The organism is Pseudonocardia halophobica (genome assembly GCF_050948485.1).
In the GTDB taxonomy this organism is placed as follows: Bacteria; Actinomycetota; Actinomycetes; order Mycobacteriales; family Pseudonocardiaceae; genus Pseudonocardia; species Pseudonocardia halophobica.
The window spans coordinates 1175227-1194083 of the sequence record NZ_CP192046.1; the positions used below are offsets into that span (position 1 = coordinate 1175227).

Sequence of the window (18857 nt, forward strand, 5' to 3'; positions counted from 1 at the left end):
ATGCGTCGGATACTGACCGGGTGACCTCACCGAGCTCGCGGACGCTGCGGCTGCTCTCGCTCCTGCAGACCCACCGGTACTGGCCGGGGCCGGAGCTGGCGTCCCGGCTGGAGGTGTCCGTGCGGACCCTGCGCCGGGACGTCGACCGGCTCCGCGAGCTCGGGTACCCGGTCATGGCGACCCGGGGTGTCGACGGCGGCTATCAGCTCGCCGCGGGCGCCGCGCTGCCGCCGCTCGTCGTCGACGACGAGGAGGCGGTGGCGCTGGCCGTCGGCATGCAGGCGGCGACGCAGGGCGCCGTGGCCGGGATCGAGGAGCCCGCGCTGCGGGCGCTGACGAAGGTCGTGCAGGTCATGCCGCCGCGGCTGCGGCGCCGGGTCGACGCGCTGCGCGGGGTCACCGTGCCGAGCACCTGGGGCGGCGCCCCGCGGACCGACGCCCTCGATCCCGAGGCGTTGATCGTGGTCGCCCAGGCCTGCCGGGACTCCGAGCGGATCGAGTTCGGCTACACCGCCCGCGGCGCCGATCGCGCGACCCGGCAGGTCGAGCCGCACCGGCTCGTCCCGCTCGGCCGGCGCTGGTACCTGGTGGCCTACGACCTGGACCGGCACGACTGGCGCAGCTTCCGGCTCGACCGGCTCGCCGAGCCCCGCCGCACCGGCGCCCGGTTCCGCCCGCGCGCGCTGCCGACCGCCGACGCCGCCGACTTCGTCCAGGCCGGCATCCGCAACCGCCCCTCCACCTACACCGTCGAGGCGCTGGTCGAGGCCCCCGCCGAGCAACTCGCCCACCTGGCTCGCTGGGCCACGATCGAGCCGCTCGGTCCCGACCGCTGCCTGCTCCGGATGGCGACCGACGACCTCGACTGGCCCCTGCTCGCCCTCGGCAGCTGCGGCGCGGAGTTCGAGGTCCGCTCGCCCCCGGAGCTCACGGCGCGGGTGCGGGAGTGGGGGGAGCGCTTCCTCCGCGCCTCCGGCACCCGTGCGTGGTAGTGCCGACCCGCACGGGCGGCGTCAGCCGCAGAACGCGAGCAGGGCGCGGGCGAGCTCGTCCGGGGCCTCCTCGGCCATGTGGTGACCGGACTCGATCCCGTGTCCGCGCACGTCGGCGGCCCACTCCCGCCAGACGGTCAACGGGTCCCCGTAGAGGTACTCCATGTCGTCCCGGGTCGACCAGAGGACCAGGACCGGGCAGCGCAGGCGGCGGCCCGCGGCCCGGTCGGCCTCCTCGTGGGCCCGGTCGACCCCGAGCCCGGCGCGGTAGTCCTCGAGCATCGCGTGCACGGTGCCCGGGTCGTGGATCGCGGCCCGGTACTCGGCGTACGCCTCCTCGCCCAGCACGGCCGGGTCGCCGCCGTACCAGGCGTCCGGGTCGGCGGTGATCGCCCGCTCGGGCTTCTCGGGCTGCGCGAAGAAGAACCAGTGCCACCACGCCGTGGCGAAGCGGTCGGTGCAGCGCGCCAGGGCCTCGCTGATCGGGACGCTGTCGAGCACCGCGAGCCGCTCCACGGCGCCGGGGTGGTCGAGCGCCAGGCGCAGCGCCACGTAGCTGCCGCGGTCGTGCCCGGCGACCGTGAACCGCTCGTGGCCGAGCCGGCGCATGAGCGCGGCGAGGTCGGCGGCCATCGCCCGTTTCGACGCCTGCGCGTGGTCGGGGGCCGACGGGGGAGCCGTGGAGGCCCCGTAGCCCCGCAGGTCCGGGCACACCACCGTGAACCCGGCGTCGCACAGGACCGGGGCGACCCGGTGCCAGGTCGCCGACGTGCGCGGGTGGCCGTGCAGGAGCAGCACCGCGGGCCCGCTGCCGCCGTGCCGCACCCGCAGCACCACCTCGCCCACGTCGACCCGCTCGTCGTCGAAGCCCGGGAACACGCCGCCGATCATCGGCCCGCGCGCCCGGCGGCGCACGGCGTCAGCCGCTGATCCGGACCGTGGTGTGCTCGCCGATGGCGGGGAGGCCGGGGCGGGTGACGGCGTCGGCGGTCAGCTCGCCGACCTCGGTGCGAATCACCAGGCGGGTCACCGGGCCGAGGAAGGTGCTGGTCAGCACGGTGCCGGCGAGGCCGTCCGGCGCCCCGACGAGCAGCGCCTCCGGACGGACCTGGGTGGTCTCCGCCGCGCCCGGGGTGATCCGGCCGCCCGACACGGGGACCGTGTTCATCACGCCCACGAACTCGGCGACGAACGGGGTCGCCGGCCGCGCGTAGACCTCCTGCGGCACGTCGACCTGCTCCATCCGCCCCGCGTTGAGCACCGCGACCCGGTCGGCGACGGCGAGCGCCTCCGACTGGTCGTGGGTGACGAACAGCGTGGTGATGCCCTCCGCGAGCTGCAGCCGGCGGATCTCGTCCCGCAGCTGCACGCGCACCCGGGCGTCGAGCGCGGAGAGCGGCTCGTCGAGCAGCAGCACGCTCGGCCGCACGGCGAGCGCCCGCGCCAGCGCCACCCGCTGCTGCTGGCCGCCGGAGAGCTCGTGCGGGTAGGAGCCGCCGCGGTCGCCGAGCCCGACCAGCTCCAGCAGCTCGGCCGCCCGCCGCCCGCGCTCGGCCCCGCCGACCTTGCGCATCCGCAGGCCGAAGGCGACGTTCTCCGCCGCCGTCATCGTCGGGAACAGGCTGTAGGCCTGGAACACCATTCCGGTGTCGCGCTTGCTCGCCGGGACGCCGGTGACGTCCCGCCCGTCGATGCGGATCTCCCCGCTCGTCGGCCGGTCGAACCCGGCGAGCAGGCGCAGCGCCGTCGTCTTGCCGCAGCCGGACGGGCCGAGCAGGGCGAGCAGCTCGCCGCGGCGCAGGACCAGGTCGAGCCCGTCGAGCGCACGGGTCTCGCCGAACACCCGGCTGACCCCGCGGAACTCGACGGCGGCGTCCGTCGCCGTCTCCGCGGGGGACTTCTGCACAGCGGTCACGATCTCCTCCGCACCGATGGTCGGCTTCACGAGTTCCGCCTCCGGCGACTGCCGACGAACGACACGGCCAGCAGCAGCACCCAGGTGAGCAGCAGGCTGGCCAGGGACAGGGCCACCGACACGCCAGCGGCGCTGCGGCCGGTCTCCACGACGGCGATCGGGAAGGTGTCGGTGTAGAGCAGGATCCGCGCGATCACGATCTCGCCCAGCACCAACGCCAGGGTGAGGAAGGCGGCGCCGAGCACCGCGCTGCGGACCGCCGGCAGGACCACCCGGACCAGCGCCGTCGTCATCCCGGCGCCGAGATTGCGGGCGGCCTCGACGAGGGTCCGCAGCGGGATCGCGGCCAGCCCGTTGTCCACGGCGCGGTAGGCGAAGGGCAGCGCGAGGATCACGTAGAAGGGCGTGAGCGCGCTGGTCGAGGAGTCGAACAGCGCCCGGAACACCGGCCCGCCCAGGTTGGCCTGCACGAACGCGATGCCGGCCGCCATCACCACGGGAGGGATGACGATCGGGAGGATCGTCGCGCTCTCCAGCACGGCGGCCAGCGACGGGAACCGCAGCCGGACCCACACCGCCGTCGGGACCACCAGCAGCAGCACGACCACGGCCGTCAGCACGGCGATCCGCAACGAGGTGAGCAGCGCGGACAGCAGGACCGGGTCCTCGGCGATGCGGGTGTAGTTCGCGACGCCGTACCCGCCGCCGGGCGCGCGGAGGCTGAACTCCGCGGACGCGACCAGCGGGACCAGGAAGTAGAGCGCGGCCAGGGCGAGCACGACGACCCGCCAGCGCCGCCCCCGCGTCACCGCCGGCTCCAGCGCGCGGCGCGCCGCTGCAGCCACAGGTACGCGACCATCACGATCGCGATCACCACCACCATGTCGAGGCCGAGCGCGAGACCGACGTTGGCCTGCCCGACGAGCACGTTGCCGGACAGCGCCGACGCGATCGCCGTCGGCACGAGCGGGATGGAGCCGCTGGTCAGGGCCAGGGCGGTGGCGTAGGCGGCGAAGGCGTTGCCGAACAGGACGAGCGTGGCGCCGGCGAAGGCGGGCGCCAGCACCGGCAGCGCCACCAGCCGCCAGTACGACCAGGCCGACGCGCCCAGGTTCTCGGCCGCCTCCCGCCACTGCGGCAGAAGCCCCTCCAGCGCCGGGGTGATCAGGATGACCATGAGCGGGATCTGGAAGTAGACGTAGGTCAGGGCGAGGCCGGTCAGCGAGTCGATCCGGAAGCCGGACGCGTACAGGTCGATCCCCGCCGACCGCAGCCAGGCCGTCGCCAGCCCGGTCTGCCCCAGTGCGGCGATGAAGGCGAACGCCAGCGGCACGCCGCCGAAGTAGGCGAGCACGCCCGAGGCGGTGGAGACGGTGCGGCGCAAGGGTGAGCGTGGCCCCGCCGTGAGCACCGCCTGGGCCAGGAAGGTGCCGAACACCGCGCCGATCACGGCCGTGACCGCGGACAGCAGCAGGCTCTGCCGGAAGGCCAGCAGGTACTGCGGGGAGGTCAGGGACGCGACCAGGTTGCCCAGGGTGGGGCGGCCGTCGGCGTCGGTGAAGGCGCCGCTGATCACGAAGTACAGCGGGCCGCCGAGGAAGACCAGGAAGTAGAGCGCGAAGGGCAGCAGCCCCAGCGCGGCGCGCCACCGCCGCTCCGGGCGCGCGGCGGGCGCGTCGGGAGCGGCGGTGGGCGTATCGAGGAGGGAGGACACGGATCAGGCCGTGGCGGTGGCCCACTGCTGGGCGACCACCTGCTTGGCCTGGTCGGTCTGCGCCTGCGTCGGGTACTGCGCGGTGCCCTGGACCGGCGGCAGCGCGGCGACCAGCTCCGGTGTGGCCGTCCCGGCCTGCTGCATCTGCGGCAGCCGGACCGGGCGGGCCTTGCCGGCCAGCCACAGGTTCTGGCCCTCGTCCGAGTACAGGAACTCCTGCCAGAGCCGGGCCGCGGCCGGGTGCGGCGCGTTCTTGTTCACCGCCTGCGAGTAGAACTCCGCGAACAGCCCGTCGGAGGGCACCGCGACCTTCCACTCGAAGCTGGCCTCGACCTTCTCGGCCTGCGCGACGTTCGTGTAGTCCCAGTCCAGGACGATCGGGGTCTGCCCGCTCTCGATCGTCGCCGCGTTCGGGTCGACCTTCAGCAGGTTGCCGTTCTTGGCGAGCTGGCCGAAGAAGTTCACACCGGGCGTGATGTCGTCGAGCGACCCGCCGTTGGCCAGTGCGCCGGCCCACACGGAGGCGAACCCGGCCGCGGCCTGCGTCGGGTCGCCGTTGATCGCGACCTGGCCCTTGTACTCGGGCTTCGCGAGGTCGGCGATCGTGGTGGGGCAGTTCGCGACCAGCTTGGCGTTGCAGCCGATCGAGATGTAGCCGCCGTAGTCGTTGACCCAGGCGCCGTTCGCGTCCTTGTTGGCCGCGGGGATGTCGTTCCAGGTGGCGACCTGGTACGGGGCGAAGAGCTGGGTGTTGCCGGTGGCGAAGGCCTGGCCGAGGTCCAGCACGTCGGGCGCCCGGTCCTGGGTCCCGAGCTGGTTGACGGCGTTGATCTCGTCCTGGCTCGAGCCCTCCGGGTTCGCCGAGTTCACGGTGATCCCGTACTTGTCGCCGAAGGCCTTGATGATCGCGCCGTAGTTCGCCCAGTCCGGCGGCAGCGCGATGACGTTGAGCCGGCCCTCCTGCTTCGCCGCCTGCACGAGCGCGTCCATGCCGCCGCCCGCCTGCGCCGAGGTGGCCGTGGCCCAGCCGCCGGACTCCGAGGAGCCGCCGCCCCCGCCGCCGCCCGAGCTCACGCACGCCGTGGCCGCTAGGGCCACCGCCGCCGCGCACGCCGCCAGCGCGCCGGCCCGGCCCCACCTCTTCCGCACGTTCATCGCTCTCCTCACCGAACACTCCCGGCGGCCCGCGCCGCCCGGCGAAGCCTCACCCGTCCGGGCGGCCGAGGGGTGACCGGCGGCCGTCGATCGGGTGGCGCGGCGTCGTCCGGCCGGGGGACGGCCGATCTTGCGCGCAGAAGACTCCTATACCTCCGGGCGTCTTCCCGGGAGGGCCGTTACCGAGGTGTGACGGGAAGGTCGACCCGGCCCGCGGTTAACCCCGCGGGCCCGGCGGCCGAACAGCCCTCCGCGGCGCATCACCGGACGGCGCCGCGCGCTCTTCCCTCGGGGGCGGGGCAGGAGGGGTGATGGGCACGCGGGCCGAGCGGGAGTGGATGGAGCTCGTCGCAGCCCTGATGACGGAGCCGCTGGTCGAGATGCCGGTGAACCGGCTGGCCGAGGCGCTCGCCCGCACCTTCGAGACCGCCGGGGTCACCTACAGCGAGGTCGTGCCCGACGAGCCGCTGCGCCACGTCTGGCTCGACGGCGGGCTCGGCGAGCACTTCGCCGAGCTGGCCGAGTGGAGCGCGTACCGGGCGCCCGCCGAGCACCCGTTGCTGCGCTTCCACCTCGCCTCCGGGCTCTGGGTGCCGCGCCAGACCCTGGCCGTCCCGGCCGAGTACACGGACCGGTGGAACAGCGACGGCGGCCGCGACCTGGCCGAGTCCTGCGCCGCACCGAACCAGCTCTCGCTGCCGCTGCGCGCGACGCCGCGGCTCGCGCGGTCGTTCGTGCTCGGGCGGTCCGAGCCCTGGTCCCCGGCCGAGGAGGCCTTCGTCGGACGGCTGTGGCGGCTGCTCACCGGGCTGGAACGGCAGATCACGGCGTTGGCCGTGGTGACCGCCGGCAAGGGCCTGGGCACGGCGGAGATCCCGCTGACCCCGCGCGAGCGGGCCGTGCTCGGGCTGCTCGCACAGGGCCTCACCGCGGGCACGATCGCGCGGCGGCTCGACATCTCGCCGCGCACCGTCCAGAAGCACCTGGAGCGCTGCTACGTGAAGCTCGGCGTGACCGACCGCCTCTCCGCCGTGCTGCGCGCCCAGGCGCTGCACGTGGTCTAGCGGCCGCTCCTACCGCCCTCCGCGCCGATGGTCGGGCTACCGCCCTCCGCGCGCCATCCGCAGCACGTCGAGCGCGCTGTCGAGCTGCTCCTCGGTGAGCTTCCCGTTCTCCACGTGCCCGCGCTCCAGCACGACCTCGCGGATCGTGCGGCGCTCCTTGAGCGACTGCTTGGCGATCGACGCCGCCTCCTCGTACCCGATGTACTTGTTCAGCGGCGTGACGATCGACGGCGAGGACTCGGCGTACTCGCGGGTGCGGTCGAGGTCGGCCTCGGCGCCGGCGACGACCTTGTCGGCGAGCAGGCGCGCGACGTTCGACAGCAGCCGGGCGGACTCGAGGACGTTGCGCGCCATGACCGGCATCATCACGTTGAGCTCGAGGTTGCCCTGGCTGCCGGAGAAGGCGACGGTCGCGTCGTTGCCGATGACCTGCGCCGCGACCATCATCGTGGCCTCGCAGATCACCGGGTTGACCTTGCCGGGCATGATCGACGAGCCGGGCTGCAGGTCCGGCAGGCGCACCTCGGCGAGCCCGGTGCGCGGGCCCGAGGAGAGCCACCGCAGGTCGTTGGCGATCTTGTAGAGCGACACGGCCACGGTGCGCAGCGCGCCGGAGGCCTCCACCAGCCCGTCGCGCGAGCCCTGCGCCTCGATGTGGTCGGGTGCCTCGGACAGCGCGTCGAGGCCGGTCGCGGACCGCAGCTCCTCGACGACGGCGGCGCCGAAGCCCTCCGGCGCGTTCAGCCCGGTGCCGACCGCGGTGCCGCCGATCGGCAGGTGGCCGAGCCGGGGCAGGACGTCCCGGACCCGGGCGGCGCCGTACTCGGCCTGGGTGGCCCAGCCGCCGGCCTCCTGGCCGAGCGTGACCGGCACGGCGTCCATGAGGTGCGTGCGGCCGGCCTTCACGACCTCGGCCCAGTCCTCGGCGCGGGTCCGCAGGGTCGCGGCCAGGTGCTCCAGCGCCGGCACCACGTCCGTGGCCAGCGCCTCGGTGGCGGCCAGGTGGATGGTGGTCGGGAAGACGTCGTTCGACGACTGCGAGGCGTTGACGTGGTCGTTCGGGTGCACGTCCTGCCCGGACTCCCGGGTGGCCAGCGTCGCGATCACCTCGTTGGCGTTCATGTTCGACGAGGTGCCGGAGCCGGTCTGGAAGACGTCGACCGGGAAGTGCCCGTCGTGCTCGCCCGCGGCGACCTCGTCGGCGGCGGCGGCGATCGCGCCGGCCAGCTCCTCGTCGAGCACGCCGATCCGCCCGTTCACCCGCGCCGCCGCCCCCTTGACCAGGCCGAGCGCCCGGATCTGCGCGCGCTCCAGGCCGCGCCCCGAGATCGGGAAGTTCTCGACGGCGCGCTGGGTCTGCGCACGGTAGAGGGCGGTCGCGGGAACCCGGACCTCGCCCATGGTGTCGTGCTCGATGCGGAAGTCGCCGGTGCCGCCGGCCGCGTCGTCGCTCATGGCCTCATCCTCCGCCTGAGGGTGTCCTTACCGCTCGGTCCGATGACCGGGATTACATCGTCCGTGGTATTCCCGCCGCGCGCCCGGCGCAGGGTCTTGGACCGGCCGGGCGGAATCGGCCGACGGGGTATGTGCAGCGGTAACGATCAGCTCTCCGTATCGGAGCCATTACGCAGGCGGTGTCGATCGGAGGGGGTCGAGAACGCCATGACGGGTCGGGACGACGGGGACTGGCTTGAGTTCACCGCCGAGCTGTTGCGGGAGCCGCTGACGGAGCTGCCGCTGGATCGCGTCACGAGAATGCTGCAGGAGACGTTCGAGGCACCGGCCGTGGGGACCGCCGAGCTCGCCGCGGACGGCACGGCGGACGGGGAGATCTACCCGCTCGACGCCCCCCTCGAGGGGCACCGCGAGGACATGCTCACATGGAGCGCCTCGCACGCCGTGGAGAACCCGATCGCCCGGTACTTCCTCGCGACCGCGGACGTCCGCCCGGTCCAGCTCGCCGACGTCCCCGGACGCTTCACGGACCGGCGCGTGTACGGCGAGGGGGCGGCGCTGGCACAGGCCTGCGGCGTGGCGGAGCAGCTGTGCCTGCCCACCGGCGGGGCCGATCACCCGCGCCTGCTGGTGGTCGGCAGGCCCGAGGCCTTCTCCCCGTCCGAGCTGCGGCTCGCGGACCGCATCTGGCGCCTCGTCGTCGGGCTCGACCGGCAGGCCCGCGCGTACTCGGCGGCGTTGCGCAACGCCTCGGCGTCGGGCCGGGACGTCGCCAGCGCCATCCGTCTCACCCCGCGTGAGCGCTCGGTGCTGGGACTGCTGGCCGAGGGACTGACCGCGGGGGCGATCGCGCGGCGGCTCGACATCGCCGAGCGCACCGTGCACAAGCACCTCGAGCGCTGCTACTCCAAGCTCGGGGTGGCGGACCGGCTCACCGCTGTGCTGGCCGCACAACGGCTGGGGTTGGTCGTTGCCTGAGCCGAGCGGACCCGCCCGTACGTGACCCCAAAGGCGATCAGTCTCCCTCGTTCGGCCGAACGGCCGGATACGCAAAGTTGTCGATGCCCCCGACGGGGGGTAGGAGCACGATGAGGTCGAGCCGCCGGAGGGGCGGCGGCCCAGGGGTGGCACCCGACGGGTGTCCGATCCGGTGCGGGGCAGGGCACGGCCCCGCACCGGACACCCCGAGACGACGCCCTGCGCCCCGCGTTGTCACGGCAGCGGCGGGGCCTCGACGTCCTCGTGGGTGGGGCTGTCGAAGTCGATCGACGCGTACTCGCGCAGCTTCGTGAGCCGGTGGTAGCCGTCGATCAGCCGGACCGTGCCGGACTTGGACCGCATGACGATGGACTGCGTGGTGCAGCCGCCGGCGCGGTAGTGCACGCCGCGCAGCAGGTCCCCGTCGGTGACGCCGGTGGCGCAGAAGAACACGTTCTCGCCGGTCACGAGCTCGTTGGTGGTCAGCACGCGGTCGAGGTCGTGCCCGGCGGCGATCGCCTTGGAGCGCTCCTCGTCGTCCTTCGGCCAGAGCCGGCCCTGGATCTCCCCGCCCATGCACTTGAGCGCGGCCGCGGCGATGATCCCCTCCGGGGTGCCGCCGATGCCCACGAGCATGTCCACGCCGGTGCTCGGGCGGGCCGCGGCGATCGCGCCGGCCACGTCGCCGTCGGAGATGAAGCGGATCCGCGCGCCGGTGTCGCGCACGTCGGAGACCAGCTGCTCGTGCCGCGGGCGGTCCAGGATGGTGACCGTGACGTCCCGGACGTCGATCTCCTTGGCCTTGGCCACCGCGCGGATGTTGTCGCCCACCGGCTTGGTGATGTCGATGTGCCCCGCGGCGTCCGGCCCCACGGCGAGCTTCTCCATGTAGAACACGGCCGAGGGGTCGAACATCGCGTCCCGCTCGGCGACGGCGAGCACCGCCAAGGCGTTGGGCATGCCCTTGGCCATCAGGGTGGTGCCGTCGATGGGGTCGACGGCGACGTCGCACCAGGGGCCCTCGCCGTTGCCGACCTGCTCGCCGTTGTAGAGCATGGGCGCCTCGTCCTTCTCGCCCTCGCCGATCACCACGACCCCGCGCATCGACACGGTCCCGATCAGGTGGCGCATGGCGTCGACGGCCGCCCCGTCGCCGCCGTTCTTGTCGCCGCGGCCGACCCAGCGCCCCGCCGCCATCGCGGCGGCCTCGGTGACGCGCACCAGCTCCATGGCCAGGTTGCGGTCCGGGGCCTCGCGGCGTCGTTCGGGCTTGGGTCCAGTCATCGGGCCTCCTTGGCTCGGGTTCACCGGTCGCATCGCGGAGGTCGGCGGCGCGGCCGACCCCCGGCCCCGTCACGCGCGGCGGGCTCGGCGGCGGCGGGGGATCCGGGTCCGATCCTCGCAGAACCGGCCGCCGTACGGGGTGCAGAGCGACGGACGCCATGCACATCGCCCGGCGCGGTGGGGGACCATGGAGGTGTGAGCGCCGATCCGTCCCCCGCCCCGCAGGGCCCGCCGCCCCCGGGCAAGCCGTCCCGCGGGTCGCTGCGCGCCCGGGACATGCTGATGTGCCTCGCGGTCCTGCTCGTGGTCGTGGCGGTCGGCGGCGGCGTGCGGTCCTGCTCGTTCTCGCCCGGCGGTCCGACGATCGACCCGAACGCCGCGCCGACCGTCGACGCCCCGGCCCGGCTCGCCGAGTTCGCGCGGGCGTCGGAGTTCCCGCTGCGCGTGCCCAGCGTCCCGCAGGGCTGGCGGAGCAACTCGACCGACCGCAGCCCCGTCGAGGGCGGCGGCACCGCCGTCCGGGTCGGGTACCTCACGCCGGACGGCAGGTACCTGCGGCTCGTGCAGAGCGACGGCGCCGAGGAGGCCCTCGTCGCGACCGAGGCCGGTGGGCCGCTGGCCGGGACCGGGGTGACCGACGCCGCCGGGCTGCGCTGGGTGACCTACCAGAAGGAGGGCGGCGAGCCCTTCCGCGTCACGACCGCGCCGGACGACCCGCAGGTCCGCTGGCTGGTCACCGGCAGCGGCTCCGACGCCGACTTCACCGCCCTCGCCCAGGCGACCGTGACCGGGCAGGTCCTCCCCGCCGGCGACGAGCAGAACTGAGAACCGAGCGGTCAGTCCTCGGCCTCGACGTCGGCGAGGGCCTTCTCCACCCGCTCCCGCGCGCCGGCCAGGCACTCCTCGCACCGCTTGGCCAGCGCCTCGCCGCGCTCCCAGAGCGCGACGGTCTCGTCGAGCCCCAGCCCGCCCGTCTCCAGGGCGCGCACGACCTCGACCAGCTCGTCGCGGGCCTGCTCGTAGCCGAGCCCGGCCACCGGGGGACGCTCACTCATCGCGGCCATCCTCCACGGCCGCCCGGACGGTCCCGTCGCCGACCCTGATGCGCAGCCGGTCGGCCGGCGCGACCTCGGCGGTCGAGCGCAGCACCGGCAGGATCTCGTCGCCGGTGACCCGCTGGACGATCGCGTAGCCGCGGGCGAGCGTCGCGCCCGGACCGAGCGCGGTGAGCCGGGCCTGCAGGTGCGCGATCTCGCTGCAGTCCCGCTCCACCCGCCGCGCGACGGCGGCGCGGGTCGCCGCCCGCAGCCGCTCCAGCTCCTCGTGCCGGCGGGCCATGTCGCGCAACGGGTCGGCGAGCACGGGCCGGGCCCGCAGCGCGTCGAGCATCCGCTGTTCGCGGTCGACCCAGCCGTGCAGCGCACGGCGGCCGCGGTCGCGCAGCCCGGTGATCCGGGCGATCTCCTCGGCGAGGTCCGGCACGAGCCGGCGGCCCGCCTCGGTGGGGGTGGAGCACCGCAGGTCGGCGACGTGGTCGACGAGCGGGGTGTCCGGCTCGTGCCCGATCGCCGACACCACCGGCGTGCGGCAGCCGGCGACGGCGCGGCACAGCGTCTCGTCCGAGAAGGGCAGCAGGTCCTCGACGCTGCCGCCGCCGCGGGCGAGCACGATGACGTCGACCGTCGGGTCCCGGTCCAGGATCTCGAGCGCCTCGACGATCTGCCCGACCGCCAGCCCGCCCTGGGTGGCGGTGTTCTCGATCCGGAACTCCACCGCCGGCCAGCGGGCCCGGGCGTTGCTGACGACGTCGTGCTCCGCCGCCGACGCCCGGCCGGTGATCAGCCCGATCCGCTGCGGCAGGAAGGGCAGCCGGCGCTTGCGGGCGGGATCGAACAGGCCCTCCGCGGCCAGCAGCCGGCGCAGCCGCTCGATGCGGGCCAGCAGCTCACCGAGCCCGACCGCCCGGATCCGGTCCACGCGCAGGCTCAGCGTGCCGCGGCCCGGGAAGAAGGAGGGCTTGCCGTGGACGATCACCCGGTTGCCCTCGGCGACCACCTCGCGCTGCTCGGCGACGAGCGCCATCGGAGCCGTGAGCTGCAGCGACACGTTCGCCACCGGGTCGCGCAGGGTCAGGAACGCGGTCCCCGTGCCGGCGCGTGCGGTGACCTGTGCGAGCTGGCCCTCGACCCAGACCGCGCCCAGCCGGTCGATCCACTCGGAGATCTTCCGCGCGACCGTCCGGACCGGCCAGGGCGACTCCTCGGTCGACGGGCCGGCGCTCATCCCTCCCGGACCGTGGTGATCCGGTTCGACAGCATCGTGACGAAGGGCGGCCGGTTCTCGTGCGAGGTCTCCCAGATCAGCAGCGCCTGCAGGCCGGCCAGGTCGAGCTTGCGCAGCTTGCCGCGCAGCTGGTGCAGGTTCATGCCGGGGTACTCGGGCAGGACCGCGGGCGGGGTGTCGGCCTCGTCGCCCAGCGTCTGCTCGGCGATGCTCTCGATCGCCGCGCCGGCCACGGTGTCGCCGGGCTGCGCGAGGTGGTCGCCCTCGACGCGGTCCTCGAGCCGCCCCGCGGCCGGCTCGTCGGCGCGCTCGGGCTCGACGGCGGGCTCGACGTCCGCCGAGGGCGCGGGCACGAGATCGGTGCTGGGCGTGATCGGGGACGCGGGGGCGTGGCCGTTGGTCGCGGTGTCGTCCACCTCGTCGTCGAAGGTCGCCCAGGCCGGGGCCTCCGGGGCCTGGCCGAACGCACCGAGGGCCTTGTCGCCCTTGATCGCCAGCTCGGTGACCTTCTGCTGCACGCGCATGGACGCCTGGAGGGCCTGGCTGACCGCGGTCACGGGGAACTCGACGACCAGCCGCGGCAGCTCGCGGACCTGCTCGACGGCGGTGGCGGCCAGGCCGGCGGCGATCCGCACCGGCATCGGGAGCGGGCTCATGGGCGCATTGTCCCCCGTGATCGGCGCCCCCCGCAGCACGGGGCGGGTCACCTAACCCACATCCCACGGCGCCCGGGATCGGGCGCCCGTACCCTGGTCGACATGAGTGGTACCGCCGGATCGGACGGCAAGCGCGTCCTCGTCGCGAAGCCCCGCGGGTACTGCGCGGGCGTGGACCGCGCGGTGGAGGCGGTCGAGCAGGCGCTCGAGCAGCACGGCGCGCCCGTGTACGTGCGCAAGCAGATCGTGCACAACAAGCACGTCGTGGAGACGCTGAGCGAGCGCGGCGCCGTGTTCGTCGACGAGACGAGCGAGGTGCCGGAGGGCGCGATCGTCGTCTTCTCCGCGCACGGGGTGTCACCCGATGTGCGCAACGAGGCCAAGGCGCGCTCGCTGCAGACCATCGACGCCACCTGCCCGCTGGTCACGAAGGTGCACCAGGAGGCCAAGCGGTACGCCCGCGAGGACTACGACATCCTGCTGGTCGGGCACGCGGGCCACGAGGAGGTCGAGGGCACCTCCGGCGAGGCCCCCACCCACATTCAGCTGGTGGAGAGCGCCGCCGACGCGGAGAAGGTCACCGTGCGGGACCCGGAGAAGGTCGTCTGGCTCTCGCAGACCACGCTGTCGGTCGACGAGACCATGGACACCGTCCGAGCCCTGCGCGAGCGCTACCCGACGCTGCAGAACCCGCCGAGCGACGACATCTGCTACGCCACCCAGAACCGTCAGGTCGCGGTGAAGGCCATGGCCCCGCAGTGCGACCTCGTGCTGGTCGTCGGCTCGCCGAACTCGTCGAACTCGGTGCGGCTGGTCGAGGTCGCCCTGCAGGCCGGGGCCGGCGCCTCGCACCTGATTGACTACGCCCGCGAGATCGACGAGTCCTGGCTCGAGGGCGTGCGGACCGTCGGCGTGACGAGCGGTGCCTCGGTACCGGAGGTGCTGGTGCGCGGGGTCCTCGACTTCCTCGCCGAGCGCGGCTGGGAGTCGGTCGAGGAGGTCACGACCGCCGAGGAGACCCTGACCTTCGCCCTGCCCCGCGAGCTCCGGCCGAGCCGCGCCGGCCGCTGACGCGCGGCTCGTCCTCCTCCTCGTGGTCCGTGGGGCCCCGGTCCCGGCCGCGCACCCCGAGGCGGCCGAGCCGGCTGACGGCGTCGTCCGGGCCGGTGCGCTGCACGATCAGCCGCAGCAGGCCGATCAGCAGCGTGAGCCCGGTGGCCACCGCCATGATCGGGAAGCCGTTGACCAGCGGCGCCCCGACCATGAGCACGGTCTCGGTGAGCCCGGGGCCGGTCTGGCCGACCAGCAGCACGATCACCGGCACCAGCACCGCCACCAGTAGCGGCGGCTGCACCACCGGGCCGAAGAGGTTGCGGCGGCGCACCCAGCCGACGGCGAGGACGCAGCCCACCACGTAGGCGATCCCGAAGATCACGCCGAGGGTGCCGATCCGCAGCACGTCGACGAACACGCCCAACGCGGTGAGCACCACGGCGAGCGCGATCGCCGCCAGGGGCGGGATGCCGAGGACCGTGGCCAACGCGGACCGTTCGGTGACCGGCCAACCGCCGGAGGACCGCGGGGAGGGGTCGCGCGACGTCACCCGGTCACGGTAGCCCGTGGCCCCTCCGGGCCTTGCTCGCGCGTCTGCCATCCACCGCCGTCACCCTCCCGGGTGGTCTCCCGCGCTCCTGGCTCGGGCACCAGTTCGTGCAGCGCGATCAGCGACTCGCCCGCGGAGGCGACCAGCTCGGGCGCCGACACCGCCCGCGGCACCCGCTCGACCGGCGCCGGGGCCTCGAGGTCGCCTTCGGACACCCTGAGCTCGGTGAGCCGCCGGGCCGTGACGAGCACGCGCGCCTCCAGCGAGGAGACGGTGCGGTTGTAGCTCTCGACCGCGCCGTCGAGGCTGCGCCCGAGCTTCGCGACGTGCGTGCCCATCGTGGCGAGCCGGCCGTGCAGCTCCCGGCCCAGCTGGTGCACCTGTGCGGCGTTGCGCGCCAACGCCTCCTGCCGCCACCCGTACGCGACGGTGCGCAGCAGCGCGATCAACGTGGTGGGGGTGGCGATGACGACGTTGCGCCCGAAGGCGTGCTCCAGCAGCGCGGGGTCGGCCCGCAGCGCCGCCTCCAGGAACGGGTCGCCCGGCACGAACAGCACCACGAACTCCGGCGTCGGCTCGAACGCCGCCCAGTAGGCCTTGGCGGACAGCTGGTCCACGTGCGCCCGCAGCTGCCGCGCGTGCGACTGCAGCTTCTCGCGGTGCACCGCCGGGTCCTCGGTCTCCACGGCCTCCAGGTACGCCGCGAACGGCACCTTGGCGTCGACCACGATCTGCTTGCCGCCGGCGAGGTGCACGAGCATGTCCGGCCGCACCCCGCCCTGGCCCTCGGCCGCGCCCTCGCCGGAGACCTGGGTGGCGAAGTCGCAGTGCTCGACCATGCCCGCGAGCTGCACGATCCGCTCCAGCTGCAGCTCGCCCCAGCGCCCGCGGACCTGCGGCGCGCGCAGCGCCGTGACCAGCTGCCGGGTCTCGCCGCGCAGCTTCTCCGAGTTCTGCGCCATGGCCTTGACCTGCTCGACGAGCCCCGCGTACGCCGCCTCCCGCTCGCGCTCCACGGTGCGCAGCTGGCCCTCGACGCGCTGCAGGGCCGCCGCCATCGGGTCCAGCAGCTTGCCGATCGCGGTGGAGCGGGCCGCCTCGTCCTGCTCCGCCTTGGCGTGCAGCGCCGCGGCCGCCTCCCGGATGCGGCCCTCGGCGAGGCTCACGAACTGCTCGTTGTTGCGGGACAACGCCTCCGCCGAGAGCGCCTGGAACGTCTCGCGCAGCTCCGCGTCCCGCGCGGTGAGCAGCCGCTCGCGCTCCAGCGCCGCCTCGCGCTCGCTGCTCAGCGCGGCCCGGGTGGCCGACACGTCCGACTCCGCGCGCCGCAGCCGCTCGGTGGCGGTGCGCACCTCCTCGTGCAGCTCCTCGATGCGCTCCAGCAGCCCGGTCCGCTCGGCCTTGAACGCCGCGGCCTCCGCCCGGGCGCCGGCCGACGCGGTGGCGGTGGCGCGGGCGGCCTCCGCCGTGGCGACCCGGTGCCGCGCCCCGGCCAGCAGCCACGCCAGCCCGCCCCCGATCGCCAGGCCCAGGAGGAGCCCGGCGAGCAGGAGCGGCAGCGCGTTCGAGAGATCCACGATCAGCAGGGTGCACCCGACCCCCGACAATTCCCGGGACCGGCGCGCACCGGCCGCCGTCCCACCAGGAGCGAGCGGCGCTCTCGCTCAGTAGGTGTCAGCGAGAGCGCCGTTCGCTCAGGTGGGATTCGCGCTCAGGTGGGATTCGCGTTAGCGGGATTCGCGGTCGAGCAGGGACCGCTTCACCGGCAGGCCCCAGCGGAAGCCACCGAGCGACCCGTCGGTGCGCAGGATCCGGTGGCAGGGCACGAAGAGCGCGGCGGCGTTGCGGGCGCAGGCCGAGGCGGCGGCGCGCACCGCGGCCGGGCGCCCGGCCTTCGCGGCGAACTCGGTGTAGGTCACCGGACCACCGGCCGGGACCTGCCGCAGCACGTCCCAGGCGTGCTCCAGGAACGCGCCGGACCGCTGCCGCACCGGCACACCGTCCACGGCGGACAGCTCGCCGGCGTAGTAGGCGCGCACGGCGTCGGCGGCCGCGCCGCCTGCGCCGGGCTCCACGGTGGACGGCCGGATCGCGGGGTGCACGAGCGGGATCAGGTCGTCGAGGTCGGCGGTCCAGCCCGAGGCGAGGACCGCCCCGTCGTCGGAGACGACCACGGTGAACGGGCCGTCGGGGGTGTCGAGGGTCGTGCAGGTGCTCATGCCGTCCTCCAGACGGTCGGGTCGGCGGCCGGCCGTGCGGCGGCGCGCCAGAGGTGGGTCGCGGCGTACGACCGCCAGGGCCGCCAGCGGGCGGCGTGCCGGGTCAGGCCGTCCACGTCGGACGGCAGGCCCAGCGCCGCGGCACCGCGGCGGACGGCGAGATCGGACACCAGGGGTTCGTCGGGGTCGCCGAGCAGCCGCATCGCGACGTAGCCGGCGGTCCAGGGGCCCACACCGGGCAGGGCCTGCAGGTCCGCCCGCAGGCCGGCGGGGTCCCGCCCGGCGTCGAGCACGAGCGTGCCGTCCGCGACGGCCGCCGCGAGCGCGGCGAGGGCGGCGGCCCGGCGGGCGGGGCCGCCCACCGTCTCGGCCACCTGCTCGGCGAGCCGGTCGGCCGACGGGAAGAGGCGGTCGGGGCCGTCGCCGGCGAGCTCCGCGGGCAGCGGGTCGCCGAGTGCGGCGACGAGCCGGGCGCCCGTCGTGCGCGCTGCGGACACCGAGACCTGTTGGCCGAGCAGGGCCTTGACGGCGATCTCGAGCCCGTCGGCCGCCCCCGGCAGCCGGATCCCGGGCGTCGACGTCACGGAGGGCGCCAGCGCCGGGTCCGCGGCCAGCAGCTCGTCGACGGCGACGGGGTCCGCGTCGAGGTCCAGCAGCCGGCGCAGCCGCGCCACCGCCGGACCGAGGTCGCGGGGTTCGGTGAGCCGCAGCTCCGCCCGCACGTGCCCCGGCGTGTGGTCGCCGAGCCGCAGCGCGACGACGGCCGGGCCGTGCGGCAGCCGGAGCGTCCGCCGGTAGACCCCGTCCGCCACGGACTCCGACCCGGCCAGCGCGCGGCCGGTGAAGTGGGCGAGGAGCCCGTCGGCGTCGAACGGCTCGCGGTGCGGGAGCCGCAGGCTCAGCGTCCCGGCGACCGGCGCCGGGTCGCGTCCGGAGGACTCCCGCCGCAGCACGCTCGGCGTGACGGCGTAGACCTCGCGCACGGTGTCGTTGAACTGGCGGACGCTCGCGAAGCCGGCGGCGAACGCGATGTCCGCCATCGACATCGGCGTCGTCTCGATGAGCAGGCGGGCGGTGTGGGCGCGGTGCGCCCGGGCCAGGGCCAGCGGCCCCGCCCCGAGCTCGGCGGTGACGATCCGGGTCAGGTGGCGCTCCGAGTAGCCCAGCGCGGTGGCCAGGCCGGCGACCCCGGAGCGTTCGACGAGGCCGTCGGCGATGAGCCGCATGGCCCGAGCGGCGAGGTCGGACCGGCTGTTCCAGTCCGGCGAGCCCGGGACGGCGTCGGGCAGGCAGCGTCGGCAGGCCCGGTAGCCCTGCTGCTGCGCGGCGGCCGCGGTCGGGAAGAACTCGACGTTGCGGCGCTTGGGTGTGGTCGCGGGGCACGAGGGCCGGCAGTAGATGCCGGTCGTGCGCACCGCCGTGATGAAGACGCCGTCGAACCGCGGGTCGCGCGCGGCGACGGCCCGGTAGCAGCGTTCGATGTCCAGCACGGGGACGACTCTGCCACCCCGCGCCACCCCGTTCTCGCGGGAATCGGAC

The 18857-nt window shown here is 74.8% G+C and carries 19 protein-coding genes; 5 read left to right on the forward strand and 14 right to left on the reverse strand.

What is annotated here, in order from left to right; all coding sequences use genetic code 11:
* The first annotated feature begins 20 nt into the window (after positions 1-20).
* Positions 21-992, forward strand: coding sequence for a helix-turn-helix transcriptional regulator (locus ACQP04_RS05735; RefSeq protein WP_433506018.1), 972 nt, complete (start codon positions 21-23; stop codon positions 990-992).
* A 21-nt stretch (positions 993-1013) separates the two neighbouring features.
* On the opposite strand, the gene ACQP04_RS05740 is transcribed toward ACQP04_RS05735, so the two are convergent.
* The 5 genes from ACQP04_RS05740 to ACQP04_RS05760 are packed head-to-tail and all read right to left on the reverse strand — an operon-like array spanning position 1014 to position 5776.
* Positions 1014-1871 (reverse strand): alpha/beta fold hydrolase, encoded by an 858-nt coding sequence (locus ACQP04_RS05740; protein ID WP_433506019.1) that lies wholly within the window; start codon positions 1869-1871, stop codon positions 1014-1016.
* A 40-nt stretch (positions 1872-1911) separates the two neighbouring features.
* Positions 1912-2937: an ABC transporter ATP-binding protein gene (locus tag ACQP04_RS05745; protein ID WP_433506020.1), complete on the reverse strand. Its 1026-nt coding sequence runs from the start codon at positions 2935-2937 to the stop codon at positions 1912-1914.
* Positions 2934-3716 carry an ABC transporter permease gene (locus ACQP04_RS05750; protein WP_433506021.1) on the reverse strand — a complete coding sequence of 261 codons (783 nt, stop codon included), beginning with the start codon at positions 3714-3716 and terminating at the stop codon, positions 2934-2936. The genes ACQP04_RS05745 and ACQP04_RS05750 overlap by 4 nt, the downstream gene beginning before the upstream one ends.
* Complete coding sequence (locus tag ACQP04_RS05755; protein WP_433506022.1) at positions 3713-4621, reverse strand: ABC transporter permease; 909 nt, start codon at positions 4619-4621, stop codon at positions 3713-3715. Before ACQP04_RS05755 ends, ACQP04_RS05750 begins: the two co-directional genes overlap by 4 nt.
* A gap of 3 nt (positions 4622-4624) precedes the next feature.
* Positions 4625-5776, reverse strand: a complete 1152-nt coding sequence (locus tag ACQP04_RS05760; protein ID WP_433506023.1) for an ABC transporter substrate-binding protein — start codon at positions 5774-5776, stop codon at positions 4625-4627.
* Between the two features lie 311 nt (positions 5777-6087).
* Between ACQP04_RS05760 and ACQP04_RS05765 the strand changes: the two genes are divergently transcribed.
* Positions 6088-6840, forward strand: coding sequence for a response regulator transcription factor (locus tag ACQP04_RS05765; protein WP_433506024.1), 753 nt, complete (start codon positions 6088-6090; stop codon positions 6838-6840).
* Between the two features lie 36 nt (positions 6841-6876).
* Here ACQP04_RS05765 and ACQP04_RS05770 read toward each other — a convergent pair whose 3' ends face one another.
* The gene (locus ACQP04_RS05770; protein ID WP_433506025.1) at positions 6877-8295 is read right to left on the reverse strand and encodes a class II fumarate hydratase; all 1419 of its coding nucleotides are present in this window, start codon (positions 8293-8295) and stop codon (positions 6877-6879) included.
* 207 nt (positions 8296-8502) lie between these two features.
* Between ACQP04_RS05770 and ACQP04_RS05775 the strand changes: the two genes are divergently transcribed.
* Positions 8503-9273: a response regulator transcription factor gene (locus ACQP04_RS05775; protein WP_433506026.1), complete on the forward strand. Its 771-nt coding sequence runs from the start codon at positions 8503-8505 to the stop codon at positions 9271-9273.
* A gap of 234 nt (positions 9274-9507) precedes the next feature.
* On the opposite strand, the gene glpX is transcribed toward ACQP04_RS05775, so the two are convergent.
* The gene (gene glpX / locus ACQP04_RS05780) at positions 9508-10557 is read right to left on the reverse strand and encodes a class II fructose-bisphosphatase (RefSeq protein WP_433506027.1); all 1050 of its coding nucleotides are present in this window, start codon (positions 10555-10557) and stop codon (positions 9508-9510) included.
* A 195-nt stretch (positions 10558-10752) separates the two neighbouring features.
* Here glpX and ACQP04_RS05785 point away from each other — a divergent pair, with 195 nt between their 5' ends.
* Positions 10753-11382, forward strand: coding sequence for a DUF4245 domain-containing protein (locus ACQP04_RS05785; protein WP_433506028.1), 630 nt, complete (start codon positions 10753-10755; stop codon positions 11380-11382).
* An 11-nt stretch (positions 11383-11393) separates the two neighbouring features.
* On the opposite strand, the gene ACQP04_RS05790 is transcribed toward ACQP04_RS05785, so the two are convergent.
* From ACQP04_RS05790 to ACQP04_RS05800, 3 genes are read right to left on the reverse strand one after another with little or no spacing between them, the layout of a single operon-like run.
* Positions 11394-11612, reverse strand: a complete 219-nt coding sequence (locus ACQP04_RS05790) for an exodeoxyribonuclease VII small subunit (protein ID WP_433506029.1) — start codon at positions 11610-11612, stop codon at positions 11394-11396.
* Positions 11605-12840, reverse strand: coding sequence for an exodeoxyribonuclease VII large subunit (gene xseA, locus ACQP04_RS05795; protein WP_433506030.1), 1236 nt, complete (start codon positions 12838-12840; stop codon positions 11605-11607). Before xseA ends, ACQP04_RS05790 begins: the two co-directional genes overlap by 8 nt.
* Positions 12837-13496, reverse strand: a complete 660-nt coding sequence (locus tag ACQP04_RS05800; RefSeq protein ID WP_433506031.1) for a lipid droplet-associated protein — start codon at positions 13494-13496, stop codon at positions 12837-12839. Before ACQP04_RS05800 ends, xseA begins: the two co-directional genes overlap by 4 nt.
* A gap of 102 nt (positions 13497-13598) precedes the next feature.
* On the opposite strand from ACQP04_RS05800, the gene ACQP04_RS05805 reads away from it, so the two are divergent.
* Entirely contained in the window at positions 13599-14567 is a 969-nt protein-coding gene (locus ACQP04_RS05805) for a 4-hydroxy-3-methylbut-2-enyl diphosphate reductase (protein WP_433506032.1), read from the forward strand.
* Here the strand turns inward: ACQP04_RS05805 and ACQP04_RS05810 are convergent.
* The 4 genes from ACQP04_RS05810 to ACQP04_RS05825 all read right to left on the reverse strand — a co-directional run bounded on the left by ACQP04_RS05810 (position 14497) and on the right by ACQP04_RS05825 (position 18808).
* A complete protein-coding gene (locus ACQP04_RS05810) occupies positions 14497-15099 on the reverse strand; it encodes a DUF6542 domain-containing protein (protein ID WP_433506033.1) in 603 nt (200 codons plus the stop codon). The two genes, ACQP04_RS05805 and ACQP04_RS05810, sit on opposite strands and share 71 nt — an antisense overlap.
* On the reverse strand, positions 15096-16676 hold the full coding sequence (gene rmuC / locus ACQP04_RS05815) for a DNA recombination protein RmuC (RefSeq protein ID WP_433506034.1): 1581 nt from the start codon (positions 16674-16676) through the stop codon (positions 15096-15098). The genes ACQP04_RS05810 and rmuC overlap by 4 nt, the downstream gene beginning before the upstream one ends.
* A 150-nt stretch (positions 16677-16826) precedes the next feature.
* Positions 16827-17318 (reverse strand): methylated-DNA--[protein]-cysteine S-methyltransferase, encoded by a 492-nt coding sequence (locus tag ACQP04_RS05820; protein WP_433506035.1) that lies wholly within the window; start codon positions 17316-17318, stop codon positions 16827-16829.
* Positions 17315-18808, reverse strand: a complete 1494-nt coding sequence (locus ACQP04_RS05825; protein WP_433506036.1) for an AlkA N-terminal domain-containing protein — start codon at positions 18806-18808, stop codon at positions 17315-17317. Before ACQP04_RS05825 ends, ACQP04_RS05820 begins: the two co-directional genes overlap by 4 nt.
* Positions 18809-18857 lie beyond the last annotated feature (49 nt).

Coding starts and splice junctions, on each gene's coding strand:
- ACQP04_RS05760 (WP_433506023.1), bottom strand. CDS start 5,776: ATGAACGTGCGGAAGAGGTGGGGCCGGGCCGGCGCGCTGGCGGCGTGC.
- ACQP04_RS05765 (WP_433506024.1), top strand. CDS start 6,088: ATGGGCACGCGGGCCGAGCGGGAGTGGATGGAGCTCGTCGCAGCCCTG.
- ACQP04_RS05770 (WP_433506025.1), bottom strand. CDS start 8,295: ATGAGCGACGACGCGGCCGGCGGCACCGGCGACTTCCGCATCGAGCAC.
- ACQP04_RS05775 (WP_433506026.1), top strand. CDS start 8,503: ATGACGGGTCGGGACGACGGGGACTGGCTTGAGTTCACCGCCGAGCTG.
- glpX (WP_433506027.1), bottom strand. CDS start 10,557: ATGACTGGACCCAAGCCCGAACGACGCCGCGAGGCCCCGGACCGCAAC.
- ACQP04_RS05790 (WP_433506029.1), bottom strand. CDS start 11,612: ATGAGTGAGCGTCCCCCGGTGGCCGGGCTCGGCTACGAGCAGGCCCGC.
- xseA (WP_433506030.1), bottom strand. CDS start 12,840: ATGAGCGCCGGCCCGTCGACCGAGGAGTCGCCCTGGCCGGTCCGGACG.
- ACQP04_RS05800 (WP_433506031.1), bottom strand. CDS start 13,496: ATGAGCCCGCTCCCGATGCCGGTGCGGATCGCCGCCGGCCTGGCCGCC.
- ACQP04_RS05805 (WP_433506032.1), top strand. CDS start 13,599: ATGAGTGGTACCGCCGGATCGGACGGCAAGCGCGTCCTCGTCGCGAAG.
- ACQP04_RS05820 (WP_433506035.1), bottom strand. CDS start 17,318: ATGAGCACCTGCACGACCCTCGACACCCCCGACGGCCCGTTCACCGTG.